The sequence below is a fragment of the Paenibacillus terricola genome (assembly GCF_014779765.1).
GTDB classification, from domain to species: Bacteria; Bacillota; Bacilli; order Paenibacillales; family Paenibacillaceae; genus Paenibacillus_T; species Paenibacillus_T terricola.
On the sequence record NZ_JACXZA010000003.1, the window covers coordinates 805,432 to 825,357 of the forward strand.

Genomic DNA, 19,926 nt, shown 5'->3' on the forward strand with positions numbered 1-19,926 from the left:
CTCTGACAAGCCCCATGAAAATGAGGAGTATAGCCTATTAAGCCTTGCTGAGCGCACTTTCCGACACCCGTTCACGGATGAACAGGGAGCTGAGCAGCGCGAACAAACTAATGATCAAACCATAGATAAACATATCGCGGAAACCGTTAAGCGGCGCGATCTCCCGCGTCAAGAACGCCCCCATTATCGTCACGCCGGCCGCTGTGCCTATATTGCGGGAGAACATTTGGAGCGATGCCGAGATCCCCTTGTCTGTAGCTGATACAAGCTGCTGAGAGCCAATAACGGAAACCGTCGAAAGCATTCCGAAAGCCAGTCCGAAAAGGATGGACCCTGAAAAAACAAACCAGAATCCTGTCGAATCCGAGAGGAACATAAACCAGACGCCGGACACAACAAGCAGAATATCCCCGATCACAATTAGCTTGCGGTAACCATACTTTCCGATCCAGCGCCCCGCAGGCACGCTGCATGCCATCCATCCGATGGACATGCCGAGCATCGCCACACCGCTCATGAATAGCGAATAACCTTGCTGCTGCAAGAACATCGGCAAGTAGCTTGATGCGCCGAACAGTCCGCCATACGCTAGCAGCGAATTCACATTCATCCAGGCAACCTGCCGATTACGGAGCAGCGACAGCGGAACGAGCTGCGAGGTTTGGCGTTTCTCAAACAGGTAGAATGCAACTAGCAGCACAACACCACCAAACGCATACCAGAGCGCGCCTTTATCAACGACTGTTGGGACGAGCAGCAGACTAATGCCAGCTGTAAAAATAACAGCGCCGCCATAGTCGACCTTCGCCCGTTTCGGCTCGTATCGCTCCTTGTAAGGCATTAGCAGCAGCAGCGACAACAAGCAGATCGGTACATTGACGTAGAATACATAACGCCAGTTCCAATATTCAACGAACGCCGAACCTAGCAGCGGCGCAATTACAGCAGATAATCCCCACATTGCGGTGAAGAGCGCCTGGATTTTGCCGCGTTTCTCTACGGAGAACAGATCGCCAGCGATAATAACCGGGAACGGATTCATAACACCTGCGCCAATACCCTGCACCGCGCGATAGATGACGAGCATAATCATCGTCTTCGCGCTGCCACATAGTACAGAACCGAGCATAAACAAAACAATGCCTACCGCAAACACGCGCTTGCGTCCGAATAAATCAGACAGTCTGCCCGCTACTGGCGCAAGCACTGTCGAGAAAATCATATAGCTGGCGAACGTCCATGCGTACAGCTCCAACTTCCCCAGCTCCTTGGCTATAACCGGCATCGTCGTGTTGACGATTGTACTATCCATTGAAGCGACCAGCATCGCCATAACGATGCTGGCCATGACACTATACTTGCCTCTCAATTCATCTTCTCCCCTTTACGCTTTTGACCACATATGAATCAATAAGTTTTCGAGTCTCTCGAAAGAACAGATTCTTATTGGCGATAAAACCTACCACTAAACGCGGTCGCTCATCTTCGAAAGGCCTCGATCGAGGTTTTCTCATCACGAAGCATAACAAAGCGAAGAGGCCGCTCTCGCGACCTCCCCGTCCGATCCGCATGCTCTGCAGATGAATGGATTGTTTCTAGCCTCTCGACGACAGCAGCTCAGCCAGCGTACGAACCATGACGCCTGTTGCGCCTTTGGACTCCCAGCCGCGAGCGGAATTAAGCCAAGACGTGCCTGCAATATCGAGATGCACCCATGGAAGGTTCTCAGCGAACGCGCCGATGAACAGACCGCCAGTAATAGCGCCTCCAAGACGTCCGCCGCTGTTCTTCATGTCCGCTGCATCGCTGTCCAGCTGCTTCCGGTATTCCGGATACGATGGCAGCGGCCAGATCCGCTCGCCGGATTGACGGCCTGCGCGGATAACATCTTGGATTAGCAGCTCATCCGTGCCTACGGCGCCTGTAGCGAGGTTGCCGAGTGCTGTCTCGACCGCACCTGTCAGCGTAGCCACGTCGATCAGACGCGTAGCGCCGCGGCGGACCGCCGTCGTAACCGCATCAGCAAGCACGAGCCTTCCTTCCGCATCCGTGTTCACGACCTCGACCGTCTTGCCGCTCATCGTGACGATAACATCGCCAGGTTTGAGCGCACGGTCCGACGGCATGTTCTCCGCTGCCGCGATAACAGCCAGTACGTTCACCTTCGGCTTCAGCTCGCCGATAATGCGCATAGCGCCAAGAACGGCAGCAGCGCCTCCCATATCGCCAATCATCTCTTCCATGCCGTCTGCGCGTTTAAGCGAGATGCCGCCTGTATCGAACGTAATGCCTTTGCCGATGATTCCCCACACATCCTTGCTGTCCGGAGCTCCTTCGTAATGCAGAACGATCATCCGCGGAGGGTTAGCACTGCCTTTGCCTACGCCAATCAAACCGCCCATCCCTTGATCTATAATCGTGTATTCATCCATAATCTCCACGTCGAAATTGTAGCGGTGACCGATCTCTTCGGCATACTCTGCCAATCCTTCCGGCACCAGTTCGTTGCCTGGCATATTCGTCAGATCCCGTGCGAAAATCGCGCCACCTGCGAACAATTCTCCCCGCTTCATACCCGCCGTCCAGCGTGCGGCTGCCGAATCGTCCTCTTCCACACCGGGTTCGGGTACGAACTGCACCGCAACAGGCTCGGTATCCGTACTGTCATGTTTCCCTTTGCGCTTCGGACGTTCATACCAGCCGAGAACGAGCCCTTCGACGAGCGATTGTGCCGCTCGCTCCGGCTGACAGTCTGCCGTCCCTTGAAGCAGCGAATGCGGCAGCAGCACCTTCACAGAGTGAGCACGCAGCTTCTTCAGACTCTTCGCTGCAGATGCACCAGCATCACGCAGTTCGTCGGCAGCAGCGCTGCCGCTATAGCCAAGCGCCAACACGCTGCCGCCTTCGTAGAGGCCCAGCGTTGCGATTGCTTCCTTCTGTCCTTTCTCTCCCGTAAACAGCCCTTTAGCATGCAGCCTGCGGAGCTCTGCGTCCAATTGCGGTTGAAGGAAAGCCGCATCGTTCTCGAGCTGCGTGCGCGAAATCAATTTCACGACGATATCAGCCGTCTGCCCAGGATTTGCCCCGTATGTAAACTGAAATTCCATTTTCTATCATCCTTTCATCCCCGATAAAATAAAAGAATCGGGATACATCTATCCCGATTCTAAGGCTTTATCCGATCAATGGCAAATGAATCGTGAACGCTGTTCCTTCGCCAGGCTTGCTATCTACGCCAATAGAACCGCCATGGTTGCGAATAATCCGATAGCTGACTGACAGCCCAAGTCCCGTACCCGCTTCTTTGGTCGTGAAGAACGGATCGAACAGCCGATTCATCGTCGCACGGTCCATCCCTTTTCCGTTGTCCCGGACGATAACGTCAACGCCGTCACTGCCCGTACGATGGACGATAATATCAATAAGCCCATTGCGATCGCTGCTTACATCTTCAATCGCATCCAGCGAATTTTTGACAATGTTCAAAATGACCTGCTTCACCTGTTTCACATCAATCGACACCATCATCGATTCTTCGTACGATTCGAGTTGAATCATACAGCCCCGCATCAGCGCTTCGCTCTCCGTGAGCAGAATAACTTCCTTCAACAGCGCTGTTATCGATATCTCTTGTTTCATCGGTGCAGTAGGTTTGGACGAATTAAGAAATTCATAAATAATATCGTTAGCGCGGTCAATCTCGGCGACGATAATACGCGCATACTCATCCTTGCCCAGCTGAAGCAGATGAGGGCGAAGGAGTTGAATAAACCCGCGAATAGACGTTAATGGGTTGCGAATTTCGTGTGCGATCGCCGCAGCGATTTTGCCAAGCATAGCGAGCTTATCGTTCTGGTAAGCGGTATGTTCAATCGCTTTAAATTCGGATACATCTTTGACGCTAATTAGAAAATCGCCTTCGAGCTGATCTCCGTATGTAATGGTTGTGAGAAAATGCCGGCCCTTATTGTCCTGAAACTCAAAATACGGATTGCGACGCATAATCGTCTCCTTGTAGAGACGAATGATCATTTTGCGCATGCTGCGTTTCAGCTTCGGATGAAGCATTAGTCCGCGCAGCGTACATCCAACCAGCGCTTTACGCGGCAAATCAAGCATACGGGCGAGCATCAGATTGACGAATGTCAGCGTGCCGCTGCTATCGAACAATGCAATTCCTGAATCCATATGCTGCAGCACGTTCTCGTATTTGCTTCTTACCCGCTCCGAGGAACGGTGAGACTTGAACAGCATTTCTCTCATTTCAGTAATCTTCTGCTCCGTTGATTTCTCCGTATCGTTGCGGAAACGATAGGCAACCATTAATTCGATCAAGAAGCTGAATGAACGATTGTGGAGCTTGCCTACATCCTCTTGCTCCATGTTCATCGCAAGCGCTTGTACACATTCGGCATGAACCGCGACAATCTCCTCTGGATGAATGTTCCCTAACATCTTGCCAAGCTCGGTTGCTTGGTACAGGGAAGCTTCACTCTCGCTGCGAATATATTCGGCAAGCGCGGGAAAATAGCGCCTACGAATCGCTTGCATACTTATTCCTCCCCGACAGCAAGAACATACGGATCAGCCTGTTTCTCCAACCCTTTGGATGATTTCAGCCATTTGCGAAAAACGATTATCGTCCCTCTGGACTCATGATAGTGCATTTCAAAATCATCGGCCCATTGCTGCAGCCAGCCCGAATTGATCCGACATGCATTTGTCGAATGATCATATAGACGCACCTCGATTCCTGTCTCGAACCAGTTACGATGAATCGACTTCATTACCATATGTCCACGATGCATGGATTCGATTAATTGGTAGGCTAACTCTGATATCGTGAATGCAATGCGCGTCTGGTCGACAATTGAAAAACCAACACTTCTGGCAAGCTCTCTCCCCTGCTGTCTAGCTTTGATAGCATCTATCAGCTCATTCATGAGGAACATGTCCATCACTGCATCGCTCTCCCGTCTTACTTGTCACTCCTGAACCGCTTCAGACAGACGATTACATCCTGCGACTTGTAACTCATATGATGTATGAAACGGGAATAGTTGTCAATCGGAGATCTTGTCGAAAAATGATGCACATCTGAGCTATAGAATTCGCTTTCATTTGCTTGATCCGAAAACGATACAACTACAAAAAAAAAACGAGCAGCATGGCCCTCCCTCGACAGAGGAAACGCTACTGCTGCTCGCCGTTTGTTGCAACGAGCATGAAGTCTCGTTAGTGCTGCCTCAATCTTTGCTATTATGCTTACCGGAGTTCTGGCCGCTGTTTCTGTCATTGCCATTGCTTTTGCCGCTGCCCTGATTCTTGTCATCCTGGTTATAATCATTACCGTTGTTCTTGCTGCCGCTGCTATTGCTATTCTTGCCGCTAGTGCCGGCTTTGTTGCTGTCCTTGCTATCGTTATTGCCGCTGTTGTTCTTACCGATGTTGTTCTTGCTGTTATTGCTCTTGGGGTCATAGCTTTGGCTTGTATTGTTCTTGCTGCCGCTGCTTCCTTTGCTGCTGTTCTTGCTATCGTCTTTGCTATTCCCATTCTTGCTGCCGCTATTGTTGCCTTGCTGGTTACCGTTCTGATTGCTGTTACCCTGCTGATTGCTATTGTTAATACCATTATTAATTATAGGATTATTGGGATTCCAATGATTTCCATTATTCCACTTTCTGTTAATTACGTTATTCCCGTTGCTGTTCCCTTTATTTTCACTCGGCTTAGCCGTATTCGGACGATTATTAGGGTTCGCTTCTCCTGGCTTCTGACCCGATGGTTCGGTTCCTGACGGATTAGTTGCAGTCGACTTATTGCCCTGATCCCTGCCGCTTTGCCGCTTCTCCTCACGCTTAGCCTTCGCCCGTTTCTCCCGTTCAAGCAGCGCCTTCAACGCTTCTTTCTCTTCTTTGTTCGAAGCTGCTTTGCTCTTCAGTTCCGTTTCCTTATCAGCTGAGGGATTTGCTGCCTTGGTCGCAGGCGTTGTAGAAGCTGCCGCAACCTCTTTCTGCTTGGAAGGTACGACCGACTGGACACCGCCTTCTGATGCTGTCCATTCTTGGATTGACTGATCCTTCAACGAATCAAGCTTCAGCTTCGGGTTTTTGCTCTTTGCCATCAAATAAACGGCCATTTTGCCCGTCGAAACACCACTTCGTTCCGCCTCGTCCCTAACTTCCTTCGGTACGGAGATGACGGTTACGTTATCACTGGACGGAACAACCTTCGTGACAGCCTCATGAATATCCGACTCCAACTGTACTTCGAATTGATCAGGATCAATTAATTTATTACCGACAACGACGCTGGCGATGACGATATCATGGTCTGCAGCTGCCGCTTGCGCATCAATAACTGACGAAGTTTTCTCAACCAGCGATGCAACAACATCAGCTGCATGCTTCCCTTTATAGTCAATGCCGCTCGCAAGATTCTTGCCTTCATCATTCAGTCCTCGAAGCTCTCGGACTTCTTCTTCATCATTAATGCCTAATTCCACACTCGGGTTAACATCAAGCGTGACATAAGCAACGATCGGTTCTGCCTTGGAGGTAGGCACCATTACGAGCGGAAACAGGAGCAGGACAACCAATGCCGCTGCTGTCCACGCCCATGCGCGGCGCGGGATTTGTCTCCGTCTATTGGCAAGTATAATCTCGTCCCCGATATCGGCATCAACTTGACCGGAACGCGGCACACGCCGGAATTCGCCGCTAGGCGTTAGAACGATGAGATGCTTCTCGCTCATCTCCATTACGATTGCTCGTCTGCTCACCATTTCACCTCCTGTGCTGTATGCTGCTTGATTGCTTGTGGTGGCATTTGTTGTACATAAGCTTGAACATAGGGATAGCTGCCCTTATGAATGAGGGCGAGTGCAATGATGTACTTGCGATTGCGTTCGATTGTTTTGCGCGATACGCCAGCCTGCTCGGCTAGTTCTGTAACCGGCAGCCTCCCTTTGTCCATGATGGAATCATAGTAACGAGCCTCCGTCGCCATGCGTCCAATATTGAACAGCATTGCACGCGTATCCGTATGTTTCGGAGCTTGATCAACAAGATCCGAGAACGAAATACCGAACTGCTGCAGCTTGGCTGACAGCTCCAATATTTCTTGCTTCCGCTCTTCCTTCTCCCGATCACGAGAATATTGCTGCTGGGCTTGGCTTGTCTCGATCGGATTCGTAACGGTCTGCTCGTCATCTTCCATATCAAACGCACTGTAAGGAACAGACTGCGTATGACGCTGCTCCTTGCGCACATAGTCGATTAAACGCCTGCGAATGACCGTTTCGGCGAAGCCCAAAAACGACCGGCCTGCAGATGACGAGAAGCCGTCGATTGCTTCATTAAAGGCTATTAACGCAATGCTGTATTCATCATCCTGCTGCGGGTTAATGTAGCGCTTGCTGAATTTGCTCGTTACTTTGAGGATGTAGGGCTCGTATTGGGCAATAAGCTCAGCACGCGCTTGCTCATCCCCTTTGCGAATCCGCTCGATTGTTTGCTCTGGCAAATCAGTCGGTTGTTTCTTTGAAGATCGTTCGCCGCTTACTTTGCTGATGAACCTTCGGAAGAGTACAAGCAGCAACCGTGTCACCTCACTTACATCATTCGTTTATAATCAGATAAATTAGGGGGTTCTCATAATATTATTCGAAAATGAGAAAACATTTTTTTATAGATAACTTAAATTTCAACTCTACTATATAATGAAAAGAGCCCCCGAAACCGGAGGCTCACAATCCAACCTACAATTATCCGTTAAGACGTTAGCCGTTGACGCAGCTTCGTGCGCCTTGCGCTTAGCACGCTAAGCCGCTTCTTCAGGTCGTTTTCCCAATCTGCGTCGTCGATTTGCTTCGCAACGGAAAGAAGATCGAGAGCCATATCGATCTGACTAATTACAATATCAAGCGGATCTTCATTCTCGTTGTTAACGCAATTCTCGAAGAGTACCTTCGGGTCTTTGTCGACATAATCCTGGAAATCGATTTCGGATGCGCCATCACCGTGTGCAAAATCAGCCAACACTTCGTACTCATTCTCAACCATATGATGAACCTCAACTCGCTGGCATACCGGACAGAACGTAATCGGAACGTTATGAATGTGTGTGCGGAAATGTTTGAGAGTTCCTTTCGCGCCGATCATGCTTGCTCCACAGCAAAAACTCATCGACTCTCACCTCTTCGTAACATCCAATTAATGGACGATCATTAAGGCTTTAAGGTTGCATACAAATTAGAGCTTACCCTAAACGTATTCGCTTCCACTGCACGAAATTCCTGCCAAGTTTCGATGCCAATTGCAGGAAGTCAGAAATTGATATGAATTGGACACACAAAAAGGCATGATCCTCACTTACACGGATCATGCCTTTATCGTAAATAATCGTTAATTCGTACTCATCGTACTCTGACCAGGCTTCCAGTTGATCGGGCATAAACCACCAGATTGCAGAGCTTGCAGCACACGCAATGTCTCATCGATGCTGCGACCCACATTGTTATGACTAACAACTTGGTACATGAGCTCACCATCCGGGTTGATGATGAACAAGCCGCGTAGTGCCACGCCCTCATCCTCAATCAACACGCCATACTCGCGAGCAACCTTCTTCGTAATGTCCGAGGCGAGCGGGAAGTTCAACTTACCAACGCCGTTATCGCTTGGTTCGGTACGAATCCAAGCCCGATGGCTGTGGATGCTGTCCGTACTGACGCCGAGTATATCGGTGTTCAAATTCTGGAATTGCGGATAGGCTGTACTCATCGCTGTTATCTCCGTAGGACAAACGAACGTGAAATCAAGCGGGTAAAAGAACAAAATGAGCCATTTGCCGCTGTAATCAGCTAATGAAACTTTGCCAAACCGCTCGCCATCGCCAGACGCCATCTCCATCGTAAAGGGTGGTGCCTGGCGGCCTACCATTCGCTCTGCCATATCGAACAACCTCCTTGTTGCCGCAAGTTCCCGTCAACAAGAATGGTATCATTACGAGTGAAAATCGGTCAATGTAGCTGCATGTACGAATTGCTGATCGAACAAGTCAATTTCAAATTCGATTACTTCACCATTGCAGCAACGATCAGATCGCCCATTGCCGTCGTGCCGATTGCTTTGCTCTTATCGACAGCGATATCGCCCGTGCGGTGACCTGCATCGAGAACCGATTTAACCGCATCTTCGATCAGTTGTGCCGCTTCATGGTAGCCGAACGTCAGGCGGTACATGAGTGCAACCGACAGAATCGTTGCGATTGGGTTCGAGATGCCTTGTCCCGCGATGTCAGGAGCAGAACCGTGTACTGGCTCGTACAGGCCGAAGCTGCCTTCGCCCATCGATGCGGACGACAGCATGCCGATCGAGCCCGTCAGCATTGCCGCTTCGTCACTCAGGATGTCGCCGAACATGTTCTCCGTTACGATAACGTCGAAGCTTGCAGGGCGGCGAAGCAATTGCATTGCGCAATTGTCTACGAGTACGTGCTCCAGCTCAACGTCTGGGTACTCAGGAGCGATCCGGTTAACCACTTCACGCCACAGGCGGGACGTCTCGAGAACGTTCGCTTTGTCGACCGACGCCAGCTTCTTGCGGCGCGTTTGTGCGATTTCGAACGCTTGGCGAACGATACGCTCAACTTCTTGCACGTTATATACGCAAGTATCCACTGCTTCTTGACCGTTCGCGCCTTCACGACGGAACTTCTCGCCGAAGTAGATACCGCCCGTCAGCTCACGAACAACGATAAGGTCCGTGCCTTCGAGAACTTCTGGCTTCAGCGTCGAAGCATCCATCAAGCAGTCAAATACGTTAGCTGGACGAATGTTGGAGAACAGGCCAAGCGCTTTGCGAATGCCGAGCAGACCCGTTTCTGGACGAAGCTCTTTGGAGTTGTTGTCCCATTTAGGACCGCCAACTGCACCAAGAAGAACAGCGTCAGCTGCTTTACAGATATCAAGCGTTTCTTGCGGAAGCGGCGTGCCCTTCTCGTCGATAGCGATACCGCCGAACAGGCCATGTTCGAATTCGAATTGGTATCCGAACAGCTCCTCCGTCTTTTTCATTACTTTAAGCGCTTCGCCGACAACCTCTGGTCCGATGCCGTCACCGGCGATAACCGCGATTTTTTTCACGTCTGCCATAATCGTATAGACACTCCTCTTCTAATGTACACTATGAAAATTTCATGCTCCCTACAGTTTACCCTAAACCGCTGCTCGGAGGAAAGATATAAAAGCTATCGACTTTATAGCCTACGCCTATCACGCCTTCGACTTCGCATTCCACCTCGCATTAATCCAGCTGATGCTCATCGAGATGAGGCCGAGCAGCAGGAACACAATGATTTTGTAGATGGTATCTTCTCCGCTTAGATCAAGCAGTATTGCTTTTAAGGCGACAATGATCAGAACAATCGAACCGAACCAGCGGAATATGCGTTGATTGCTGTATGCGCCCCAGATGAAGAGCAGAAGCGCATGAATCGCCCAGACAACCGACAGGAACAAATCGACATGTCCTGACCACAGATATTCGTCGAACCAATCCATCACCTGGATCGTCAGCAAACCGCCTACAATCAAATGTCCTATGATCGCATACAGGACAGAAAGAAGCGCTTGATCCGTTTGCGAAATAGATTTGTATTTCACCTTCCGCGACATGTAGAAGCCAAGCGCAGCAAGCGCGATCCAAGCGAGAGCCCCGCCATTGACAAAAGGTACATAGAAATCGCCAAACCAATTCAGCCGCGGCACATCCCAAGCTTTGCCGAACCAGTACACGCCTGTCATAAACCAGATGAACGAACCGGAGGCAAGCAGCCAGTTGTTACGGAGTCTTCCTCCCAACCATATAGCGACAGCTGCTATTGCAACCCAAATAAATACTGCTGCAAGCGGGCGGTACACCGAATCTGTACCAATACCGGAAGCGCCGACGAGCAGCGCCACTGCGCCAAGCCCCCCGTGGATATAGGAGGCAGCCGCAGGCTTCGCTGCTGTCCCCTTGATGCGGTATAGCAGCAGCGCCAGCAATCCGTACGCAGCGCCGATTACAATCATTAGAACTGTCATGCTGGCACGGTTCTGCAGCAAGCCCGCTGCCCATGCGCCGAACAACACGGTATTCGCGAAGCTGATATACACATCAGTGCATAAGAAGCTGTTGCGCGTCCGCCAAGCAGCGGCATAGAAAGAGATGAGGTAGAAGACGAATGCAGCAACTAGGTAACGCATCGGCATGCTCCACCAGCCATCAGAGATTGGATTGAAGTGAACGTAATAGACCGCATACAGCAGCCAAGTAAATCCGAACGAAGTCCAGCGCAGTTCCACCCAATCTTTGACGATGCTTATTGCAAACATTACCGTATTGATAACCAGTAAGTACAAGAACAGCTGCAGCACTTGATCCGACTCGGGACGCATGACGAGCGGCGCCAGCATGGCTCCAGTAAGCGATACAATCATCAACATACGGGAGTTCCGCATATACGCGTAAGTGGCGATCGCAACCGTAATGACTGACATAATGACAAGTACAAGCATCGGTTCCCACAGCGTCGTGTAGACACCTGCATAAGCCGAGGTCGAATACCAGACCGCTGCGCCAAGCCCGGCGCCGATCTCACCAGCGAGCGCTGCCGCGCCGCCACGTCTATGGAGCGCTGCTCCAATTGCACCGGCTGCTGCGCCTACCAACAGCCCAGCGCCAACCTTAATCGAATCGTTGATCCAGCCTTGATCCGAGCCATATTTCAATAATGTAATGAATGATACTAGAACGAATATCGCACCCAGTACCGTCGTCCAATGCTTTTTCCATGCTTCCATCTTACAAGCGCCCCCTAATTGGGATGATTGTTTAGGACCTGATCCTAACAATCTTTATTTTACTCGCGCCTGCGAGATGGAATAGTACCATCTTTGTATGGTACCCTCCGAAGTCCTCCCTTCAGGAGGATTCCAGGGGCGCTGCCCCTGGTCCCCCGGTAAGGTCAAAACATTTAAATCTAAAAGATCTACCTTAAAAACTCTACTTTCCTAAAGTTCTACCCACCCAAACCCTCCCTGCAAGGGAGGGCCCCAAAGGTCGTGTGACCTCTGGACTCCTCACAAGGACGCAGCTTTGACTATTTGGGAACGTGTCCCCGCACTTGCCGCGCCTGCGCGGCAAAGCTAATGTTCGCGGTATCTAGGTACGGTCAGTCGACCGCATACTTCATTCGCTCGCGTCCACCTGTCACCGCCCATTGATGCTGCTTCGATCGATGACCCTGGAACCAGAAGGAGATGTTAGCGAGAGTGCGGCGCAGGTGAGATACTGCGTGCTTGGGGCACCACTTTTGTTCGAATGCAATACTTTTAATCCGGGGGTTGAAAACAACAAAGTCCTCCCTGATCAGAGAGGACTTTGTTAAGGAGAATATTTTAAAAAAGGCCCATATCCTTGGCTTTATCCGCCGCTTCTTTGCTGCTGCCTACGCCGAGCTTGCGCAGGATGTTGCCGACGTGGTTCTTGACCGTGCGGATGGATAAGAAGGAGCGCTCTGCAATCTGCGATTGGCTGTGCCCTTCATGGATCATCGATAGAAGCTGCACCTCGGCTGGCGTCACTTGGCGTTTGAACTGGTCCACCTCATAGTTACGTTCAACGCTGCGCAGCCGCCGAAGCTCCTCGAGCACAAGCTTCGCTGCCGTTGCATCGATCTCGGAGCGATCCGCTGCTGCACGACGTACCGCTTCAGGAATACCTGCGAAGTCCGACTTCACGATATAGTTCACCGCACCCGCCCGCAATGCATCGGACACGAAGCTGCCACTGTCCATGGAGGTGAGCATAATGATCCGCGCGGATGATTGAACAGACAGCTGTTCAGCCAACTGCAAGCCTGCTGGATTATCGGCCATCATGATATCGAGCAAGATAACAGTAGGCTGTGTATGTTCGCACAGTGCCGCCGCTTGCTGCGGATCACCGGTCTCTGCAACGATCTCCATGTCCGGCTCAGCGTTCAAGAAGGCTGCGAGCCCTCTCCGCCAGTCCTCGTCATCCTCCACGAGCATGATGCGTATTGGTGTCTGCTGCAGTTCCAACGTTCTTCACTCCTTACATCAGGATCTTTGAATGGAGTTCAAAGTCACTCCGCTTTACATCAGGATCTTTGAACGGAGTTCAAAGTCAGTTGGCTGCATGCTGCGTTTGATAGCAGGAAAAGCGAACGTTACTGTTGTCCCTTGTCCCCGCTCGCTTCGGATACGAAGCTCTCCGCCCTGTCGATTCATCAACTGGCTGCTGTACGCGAGGCCAAGCCCGAAATTCATCGCTTTGCTGTTACCCTTCGTCGTGAAGAAAGGCTCTGTTACTTTATGCAAATGATGCCGCTCAATGCCATGCCCTGTATCTCTGACCTCCAGAATCGAACCACGCTTACCGCCAGTAAGCGTAATGGTTAGTTGACCTCCCTCAGCCATCGCCTCGAGTGCATTGTTCAGCACATTGCGTATCGCCTCTTCCGTCTGCACCGTATCCGCAAGAATATAGATTGGTGCTGTTTGCTCAGGTACGTTGAGCGCCACTTCCACTTTGGCTGCTGCAGCAGCAGGTTGAATCATAATCGCTTGCGCGCGAGTCAACGCGACTAGATCGATTATCGAGGCTCGAAGAACAAGCTCCTGTGTCCGTTCATGAACACTGCGGATCATCGCTTCAATATGTTCTGCCGACCGGACGATAACTGCAGCATCCTGCTGCAAATCAGCGTCTTCAGCTCCGGAACGTTTGATTTTCTCAGTAAACAGCTTGATCTTCGCCATATCATTCTTAATCGCATGGTTCAGCATCGCAGTTCCGCTAGTAATAGCACGCATGGAGTAGTCCAGCCTGCGCCGCTCGATCATCAGTTGGACACCCATGAAGCCATATTTGAACAAGGAGGTTATAAAAATAAGAAAAGCGACCGGGATCGACCACACGTTATATCTCCACAGACGGTACACACCGAACAACGGCATCGTATAGTTCATTGCAAGCGCGAACAACACAGCAGGAAGAACGGCCGCAGTCACGATCAAATGCGCACGCCGCTCCGCCGGGTGATTCACCCGTTTCGTTAAGACAAGCGCTGTGCCGATCAGCATATAAGGAATGGCCCAACAAGCAAGCGGAATGTAGGATACTGGATATCCTCCTTCGATCGGAAGAGACAGCATGATCACGATCGGAACCAAAGCTACCCATGGCATCAGCTTGCTCAGCCGGGGCGGAATCACATTCGGATGATAACCCGTACCAAATAACAGATAGGCATAAGGAAGTCCATAATAGCTCGTCCACGAACAAGCTTGCTGAACGCGACGCAGCACATTTGCCGTATGTAAACCATCAGGATCAATCTCGTATGGCGTGATCCAACCCTCCAGCACAGATGCAAGCGCCCCCATCCCGCCACAAAACGCAACCAAGCCAAGCCAGCGAAAAGCAGCGCTATGCCGATTAATCACAACAAGCAGCAGCGCCGCAATCCACAATACCGCCCAGACGACAAGCATTATAAACACCTCCTTATATCAAAATATCGTCCCACGCGTCCCTTATAATAAATTCATCCCTTACAAACGTTTGTTACCGCACAATCGTAAAGCGTGTCCCGCAGGGACGTAAGCGAGTTCTAGCTCGCTTGACGCCATCGTCGAATCCGTATTGCATATCATCAACCCCACCTAGTCACCAACAACATAGAGCGTGTCCCAACGGGACTAAAGCGAGCACACGCTCCAACCGTTCCTAGACCAGTCCTGCGGGGTCCAGGGGGCAAGCCCCCGGGGCCCTCCCTCGAGAGGGAGGGTTTGGGTGGGTGAACTTTTGTAAAAATAAAAAACTGCCAATCAATGATTGGCAGTTTGATTATTACTTATAATTGCTCGAAGAGCAAGCTATTACTTCTTGATCCAGTGCATCAGTTCACGCAATTGACCGCCAACTTGCTCGATCGGATGCTCAGCTTCGCGGCGACGCGTAGCTGTCATCATTGCTTTGTTCGATTGGTTCTCGAGGATGAAGTCGCGTGCGAAGCGGCCGGATTGGATGTCATCCAGAACTGCTTTCATTGCTTTCTTCGTCTCGTCCGTTACAACGCGTGGGCCTGTAACGTAGTCGCCGTATTCAGCTGTGTTGGAGATGGAATCGCGCATCGAAGCGAGACCGCCTTCATACATCATGTCAACGATCAGCTTCAGCTCATGCAAGCACTCGAAGTAAGCCATTTCTGGAGCGTAGCCAGCTTCAGTAAGCGTCTCGAAACCTGCTTTAACGAGTGCCGTAGCACCGCCGCACAGTACCGCTTGCTCGCCGAACAGATCCGTTTCCGTCTCTTCACGGAACGAAGTTTCGATAACGCCTGCACGCGTACAGCCGATACCTTTAGCATAAGCAAGGCCAATTGCTTTAGCGTTGCCAGTAGCGTCTTGCTCGATTGCGATCAGACCAGGAACGCCGAAGCCTTCAACATACGTACGACGAACCATGTGGCCCGGCGATTTAGGAGCTACGAGCAGAACGTCCGTGTCTTTGCTAGGAACGATTTGGCCGTAGTGAACGTTGAAACCATGGGAGAACATGAGCGCTGCGCCTTTTTTGAGGTTAGGCTCGATTTCTTCTTTGTATACTTTTGCTTGCGTTTCGTCTGGCATGAGGATTTGAACAACGTCAGCTACTTTAACAGCTTCAGCAACGTTCAATACTTCAAAGCCATCATTTTTTGCTTTGTCAGCCGATTTACCTGGACGAAGGCCGATAATAACTTTCAGGCCGCTATCGCGAAGGTTTTGTGCTTGTGCGTGGCCTTGGGAGCCGTAGCCGATAACTGCGATTGTTTTGCCTGCGAGAACGCTTTGGTCTGCGTCTTTTTCATAGTACAAAGTAACTGCCATTGTAGAATTGCCTCCTTTAAATTAAACCCTCATTGAGCGGGTGTTTAAACGGAGAAGCCGCGGAAGGCGCATGAACGCCTTGTCGTATTCCCTGCTTAAACACCCGCCCAATTGCGGGAATTTGCATCATTCGTCCGATATGCTTGTCCACATTCGGCACTGGATTGGATACGATTATTGCTCGTTAACTTGCGCCTGCCTATCTCTATTGTCTAGGATAAGCAGATTGATTTCAAACCCCAAATCGTGGCTTTGCGATGCAAAGCTTACTTCACGCTGCCGCGAACCATTGCTGTCACGCCAGTGCGCGTCAGCTCGCGAATGCCATAAGGCTTCAGCAGTTCAACCATCGCGTCAATCTTCTCCGTATCGCCGACAACCTGTACGATCATCGACTGCGGACCGATATCAACGACTGCCGCACGGAATGTCTCGACGATGCCGAGCACTTCCGGACGAGCCGCAGGCTCCGCGCTCACTTTAATGAGCGCGAGCTCGCGGCCAACCATCGGATTGCTGCTAACATCGACAACCTTGATAACGTCGATCAGCTTATACAGCTGCTTCGTAATTTGCTCCAGCGTGTTGTCATCGCCAGAAGTGACGATGACCATGCGGGACAGACCCGCCTCTTCGCTAGAACCGACCGTAATGCTCTCGATATTAAAGCCGCGGCGGCCAAACAGGCCGGATACACGCTGCAGAACGCCGGGCTGATCGTTGACGAGAATTGCTATCGTATGTTTTTTCATTCCGCATCCCCCAAGATCATGTCGTCGATCGTGTTTCCTTGCGTAACCATCGGATACACGTTCTCACCTTTACGGACGACGAATTCAACGACCGCAGGACCTGGATGACGAAGCGCTGCTTCCCATGCTTCACGAGCTTCTTCCTTGTTCGATGCACGGAAGCCTTTAACGCCGTATGCCTCAGCAAGCTTCACGAAATCCGGGCTGCCTGCCAGGTCGATGTGGCTGTAACGGTTGTCATAAATAATTTCCTGCCATTGACGAACCATGCCCAGCACTTGGTTGTTAATAATCGCAACTTTAACCGGAATGTTGTTGATCGCGCAAATTGCAAGCTCTTGCGCACACATTTGCATGCCGCCGTCACCGTTGATGGAAACGACTACACGGTCCGGGTTCGCCATCTGAGCGCCGATTGCCGATGGGAATCCGAAGCCCATCGTACCAAGGCCACCCGATGTTACGAACGAGCGCGGCTTATTGAATTTATAATATTGAGCTGCCCACATCTGGTGCTGACCAACGTCCGTCGTTACGATTGCATCGCCGTTCGTCGTCTCGTGCAGCATTTCGATAACCCATTGCGGCTTAAGCTCTGTATTCGAATCCACATACGTCAGCGGGAATTCAGCTTTGAGCGCTGTGAGTTGCTCACGCCATGCAGCAGCCTTAGCAGCTGGCTTCGCTTCTGCGTTCGCAACTTCCAACACCGTCTTAACGTCGCCAACGATTGGAATGTCTGTCGGCACGTTCTTGCCGATCTCAGCGGGATCGATATCGATGTGAACGATCTTTGCATTCGGAGCAAAACCGTCAAGCTTCATCGTTACGCGGTCGTCGAAACGTGCGCCGATGTTGATCAGCAGGTCCGAACCCTGGATCGCTTTGTTCGAAGTATAAGCACCGTGCATACCCGGCATACCAACCCACAGGTCGTTGCCGCTAGGGAAACCACCCAGACCAAGCAGAGTCGTTACGACAGGAATACCTGTCTTCGTCGCGAACTCGAGCAGCTCTTCATGTGCACCGGAGTATACAACGCCGCCGCCTGCGAGAATGACCGGACGCTCCGCCTCTTCGATCGCTTTGAGCATTTTGTCCACTTGCTGCTTCTTCGGCGCTACCGTCGGGTTGTAACCGCGCATGCTGACTTCGCCAGTTGCTGGCTTGAACAGCGTCTTCGCTGCGGATACGTCCTTCGGAATGTCGATCAGAACTGGACCTTTACGGCCTGTGTTCGCAATGTGGAATGCCTCATGGATGATGCGCGGCAGATCATCAACGTTGCGAACCAGGTAGCTATGCTTCGTGATTGGCATCGTGATGCCTACGATATCAGCTTCTTGGAATGCATCCGTACCGATTGCCGATTGAACAACGTTACCCGTAATAACTACGAGTGGAACTGAATCCATGTACGCCGTTGCGATACCTGTAACAAGGTTCGTTGCCCCTGGACCCGACGTTGCGATACATACGCCTACGTTGCCGCTTGCACGAGCATATCCGTCCGCTGCGTGAATGGCGCCTTGTTCGTGGCGAGTCAGGATGTGATGGAAATCATCAAATCCGTGCATCGCATCGTAAATATATAAGACGGCGCCGCCTGGGTAGCCGAATACACACTCGACACCTTCAAGCACCAGACTACGAAGCAGTATTTCGGAACCGGTAATGACCTCCGGTTTGCTCATTTTCTCGATCAGTTCTTGTTTCGAACGCAGTGTTGCGCCTTGCGTCGCCATCCTTCATCTCTCCTTTCATTAAACCAAACAACAAAAAAGCCTTCCGTCTCCGTCTGCTCATTGTGAGCAACGGGACGAAAGGCATTATCTTCCGTGGTACCACCCAATTTTATTACGCATTTCGCAATGCATAACCTCGGCAGGTAAAAACGGCGTGCACGCCAAACGTTCTTACCTTCAGCACAGTAACGTGTGCCACGCGATTCCCCCTAATACGCGAATGTCAATTCGCTTTTCAAGGGAATGGCTCCGAGGTGAGCTCGTCGAAAAGGGGTTTTGGCGATGGTTGCAGCAAGTTCCATCCGCTCTCTGAGCAAAAGAGCCCTTAACACTTCGTCCTCATCATTGCCGATTACGTATTAGCTTAGAACCTATTATATGCTTGCGGTTACGGTTCGTCAAGCCTCGGATTCCCGCTAACAAAATCTTATGTACCGGATGCGCCGCGGGCGTTCGCACCGCATACATTACCTTAGACACCGTTAAGGAGGCGACATGGCCGTGAGCGTGACCATTCGTCCAAGATCTCCACGTCAGGATGACACAGCAATTCTCCAGCTTATTCGCAACGAGATCATTCCATATTCTTTCCTATACTCGCTTCAAGATGCCCCTTCGCAAGATGAGCTGCGCAGCAGGCTTAATTTGGGGGCGACTTATTCTGCGGTATTTCCTTCCACAAGTCAGCCCTATGGCTTCGTGCATGCGGTAGCCCAAGGCCATATCTTATATGTTGACCTGCTTGCTGTATTTCCATCCTGTCGGCAGCGCGGCGCAGGAAGACGGCTCATGGATGAAGCGGAGTCCTACGGCATAATATCAGGTTGCCAGGAGGCACTCCTGTTCGTCGATGAGGGCAATGACGCGGCGCGGCGCTTCTACGAGAAGCTTGGCTACCGCGTCACCGGATTCTCAGACCGTGTGCGCTGTTATGAAATGCGTAAGACGCTCCGTGGGTTGGGCGGGTTTAGCAACAGCAGACGCACGAGAAGACGCGGTTAATCATACCCGCCGCTCTTCTGTCCATATGGCTAGCCGCCGCCGTATGGACCATATTGTCCGCCGCCGTAAGGGGCGCCACCATAAGGGGCGCCACCATAAGGAGCACCACCGTAAGGAGCACCACCGTAAGGAACGCCACCGCCATAGCCTTGGCCACCACCGTAGCCACCATAACCAGGACCACCGCCGCCGTAGCCGCCGCCATACTGTGGGCTGCATTTTCCGCCGCCGCATCCCCAGCCGCCGCCAGCAAACAAGCCTATCGCCAGCAGATCAAACAATATGAGCGGCAAAATCGCTCGCGTCTGAACGCCGCCATTATTGTTGCCGACCGTCTCTACATAAAGTTTATGATCATCAACACGCATAAGCCTGCCAACGACAACCGTCCCGTCACGCTTCGTTGCGTAAATCGTTTTGCCAATCAATTGCTTCGCTTCATACTCGGAAACATTGCGTTTCATCAAAGAACACCCTCCT

General features: G+C 51.3%; 17 protein-coding genes. 1 reads left to right on the top strand and 16 read right to left on the bottom strand.

Annotated features, from left to right (window positions below):
* Window positions 1-37 precede the first annotated feature (37 nt).
* The 15 genes from H8B09_RS15435 to ilvB form a co-directional block, all read right to left on the bottom strand.
* The gene (locus H8B09_RS15435) at window positions 38-1,369 is read right to left on the bottom strand and encodes an MFS transporter (protein ID WP_191204390.1); all 1,332 of its coding nucleotides are present in this window, start codon (window positions 1,367-1,369) and stop codon (window positions 38-40) included.
* 226 nt (window positions 1,370-1,595) lie between these two features.
* Window positions 1,596-3,107 carry a leucyl aminopeptidase gene (locus H8B09_RS15440; protein WP_191204391.1) on the bottom strand — a complete coding sequence of 504 codons (1,512 nt, stop codon included), beginning with the start codon at window positions 3,105-3,107 and terminating at the stop codon, window positions 1,596-1,598.
* Between the two features lie 67 nt (window positions 3,108-3,174).
* Window positions 3,175-4,551 (bottom strand): ATP-binding protein, encoded by a 1,377-nt coding sequence (locus H8B09_RS15445; protein WP_191204392.1) that lies wholly within the window; start codon window positions 4,549-4,551, stop codon window positions 3,175-3,177.
* A gap of 2 nt (window positions 4,552-4,553) precedes the next feature.
* Complete coding sequence (locus tag H8B09_RS15450; RefSeq protein ID WP_224753623.1) at window positions 4,554-4,961, bottom strand: ATP-binding protein; 408 nt, start codon at window positions 4,959-4,961, stop codon at window positions 4,554-4,556.
* Between the two features lie 285 nt (window positions 4,962-5,246).
* Entirely contained in the window at window positions 5,247-6,785 is a 1,539-nt protein-coding gene (locus H8B09_RS15455; RefSeq protein ID WP_224753624.1) for an anti-sigma factor domain-containing protein, read from the bottom strand.
* Window positions 6,779-7,609 carry an RNA polymerase sigma factor SigI gene (gene sigI, locus H8B09_RS15460; protein WP_318152631.1) on the bottom strand — a complete coding sequence of 277 codons (831 nt, stop codon included), beginning with the start codon at window positions 7,607-7,609 and terminating at the stop codon, window positions 6,779-6,781. Before sigI ends, H8B09_RS15455 begins: the two co-directional genes overlap by 7 nt.
* 164 nt (window positions 7,610-7,773) lie before the next feature.
* Window positions 7,774-8,187, bottom strand: a complete 414-nt coding sequence (locus tag H8B09_RS15465) for a hypothetical protein (RefSeq protein WP_191204395.1) — start codon at window positions 8,185-8,187, stop codon at window positions 7,774-7,776.
* A 219-nt stretch (window positions 8,188-8,406) separates the two neighbouring features.
* Window positions 8,407-8,955, bottom strand: a complete 549-nt coding sequence (locus H8B09_RS15470; protein ID WP_191204396.1) for a peroxiredoxin — start codon at window positions 8,953-8,955, stop codon at window positions 8,407-8,409.
* A 122-nt stretch (window positions 8,956-9,077) separates the two neighbouring features.
* Complete coding sequence (gene leuB, locus H8B09_RS15475) at window positions 9,078-10,157, bottom strand: 3-isopropylmalate dehydrogenase (RefSeq protein WP_110042699.1); 1,080 nt, start codon at window positions 10,155-10,157, stop codon at window positions 9,078-9,080.
* Between the two features lie 120 nt (window positions 10,158-10,277).
* The gene (locus tag H8B09_RS15480) at window positions 10,278-11,849 is read right to left on the bottom strand and encodes a DUF2339 domain-containing protein (protein WP_191204397.1); all 1,572 of its coding nucleotides are present in this window, start codon (window positions 11,847-11,849) and stop codon (window positions 10,278-10,280) included.
* Between the two features lie 597 nt (window positions 11,850-12,446).
* Complete coding sequence (locus H8B09_RS15485) at window positions 12,447-13,112, bottom strand: response regulator (RefSeq protein WP_224753625.1); 666 nt, start codon at window positions 13,110-13,112, stop codon at window positions 12,447-12,449.
* A 54-nt stretch (window positions 13,113-13,166) separates the two neighbouring features.
* The gene (locus tag H8B09_RS15490) at window positions 13,167-14,567 is read right to left on the bottom strand and encodes a sensor histidine kinase (protein ID WP_191204398.1); all 1,401 of its coding nucleotides are present in this window, start codon (window positions 14,565-14,567) and stop codon (window positions 13,167-13,169) included.
* Window positions 14,568-14,954: 387 nt separating this feature from the next.
* Complete coding sequence (gene ilvC / locus H8B09_RS15495) at window positions 14,955-15,947, bottom strand: ketol-acid reductoisomerase (protein ID WP_191204399.1); 993 nt, start codon at window positions 15,945-15,947, stop codon at window positions 14,955-14,957.
* Between the two features lie 266 nt (window positions 15,948-16,213).
* The gene (ilvN, locus tag H8B09_RS15500; RefSeq protein ID WP_191204400.1) at window positions 16,214-16,699 is read right to left on the bottom strand and encodes an acetolactate synthase small subunit; all 486 of its coding nucleotides are present in this window, start codon (window positions 16,697-16,699) and stop codon (window positions 16,214-16,216) included.
* Complete coding sequence (gene ilvB / locus H8B09_RS15505; protein ID WP_191204401.1) at window positions 16,696-18,444, bottom strand: biosynthetic-type acetolactate synthase large subunit; 1,749 nt, start codon at window positions 18,442-18,444, stop codon at window positions 16,696-16,698. The genes ilvN and ilvB overlap by 4 nt, the downstream gene beginning before the upstream one ends.
* A 501-nt stretch (window positions 18,445-18,945) precedes the next feature.
* Here ilvB and H8B09_RS15510 point away from each other — a divergent pair.
* Window positions 18,946-19,446, top strand: a complete 501-nt coding sequence (locus H8B09_RS15510; protein ID WP_191204402.1) for a GNAT family N-acetyltransferase — start codon at window positions 18,946-18,948, stop codon at window positions 19,444-19,446.
* Window positions 19,447-19,475: 29 nt separating this feature from the next.
* Here the strand turns inward: H8B09_RS15510 and H8B09_RS15515 are convergent, their stop codons facing one another.
* Window positions 19,476-19,910, bottom strand: a complete 435-nt coding sequence (locus H8B09_RS15515; protein ID WP_191204403.1) for a hypothetical protein — start codon at window positions 19,908-19,910, stop codon at window positions 19,476-19,478.
* Between the last annotated feature and the right edge of the window lie 16 nt (window positions 19,911-19,926).

What these genes read in the sequence shown, in the direction of transcription:
- H8B09_RS15440 (WP_191204391.1), bottom strand. Translation starts at nt 3,107, where the DNA reads ATGGAATTTCAGTTTACATACGGGGCAAATCCTGGGCAGACGGCTGAT.
- H8B09_RS15445 (WP_191204392.1), bottom strand. Translation starts at nt 4,551, where the DNA reads ATGCAAGCGATTCGTAGGCGCTATTTTCCCGCGCTTGCCGAATATATT.
- H8B09_RS15455 (WP_224753624.1), bottom strand. Translation starts at nt 6,785, where the DNA reads ATGGTGAGCAGACGAGCAATCGTAATGGAGATGAGCGAGAAGCATCTC.
- H8B09_RS15465 (WP_191204395.1), bottom strand. Translation starts at nt 8,187, where the DNA reads ATGAGTTTTTGCTGTGGAGCAAGCATGATCGGCGCGAAAGGAACTCTC.
- H8B09_RS15470 (WP_191204396.1), bottom strand. Translation starts at nt 8,955, where the DNA reads ATGGCAGAGCGAATGGTAGGCCGCCAGGCACCACCCTTTACGATGGAG.
- leuB (WP_110042699.1), bottom strand. Translation starts at nt 10,157, where the DNA reads ATGGCAGACGTGAAAAAAATCGCGGTTATCGCCGGTGACGGCATCGGA.
- H8B09_RS15480 (WP_191204397.1), bottom strand. Translation starts at nt 11,849, where the DNA reads ATGGAAGCATGGAAAAAGCATTGGACGACGGTACTGGGTGCGATATTC.
- H8B09_RS15490 (WP_191204398.1), bottom strand. Translation starts at nt 14,567, where the DNA reads ATGCTTGTCGTCTGGGCGGTATTGTGGATTGCGGCGCTGCTGCTTGTT.
- ilvC (WP_191204399.1), bottom strand. Translation starts at nt 15,947, where the DNA reads ATGGCAGTTACTTTGTACTATGAAAAAGACGCAGACCAAAGCGTTCTC.
- ilvN (WP_191204400.1), bottom strand. Translation starts at nt 16,699, where the DNA reads ATGAAAAAACATACGATAGCAATTCTCGTCAACGATCAGCCCGGCGTT.
- ilvB (WP_191204401.1), bottom strand. Translation starts at nt 18,444, where the DNA reads ATGGCGACGCAAGGCGCAACACTGCGTTCGAAACAAGAACTGATCGAG.
- H8B09_RS15515 (WP_191204403.1), bottom strand. Translation starts at nt 19,910, where the DNA reads ATGAAACGCAATGTTTCCGAGTATGAAGCGAAGCAATTGATTGGCAAA.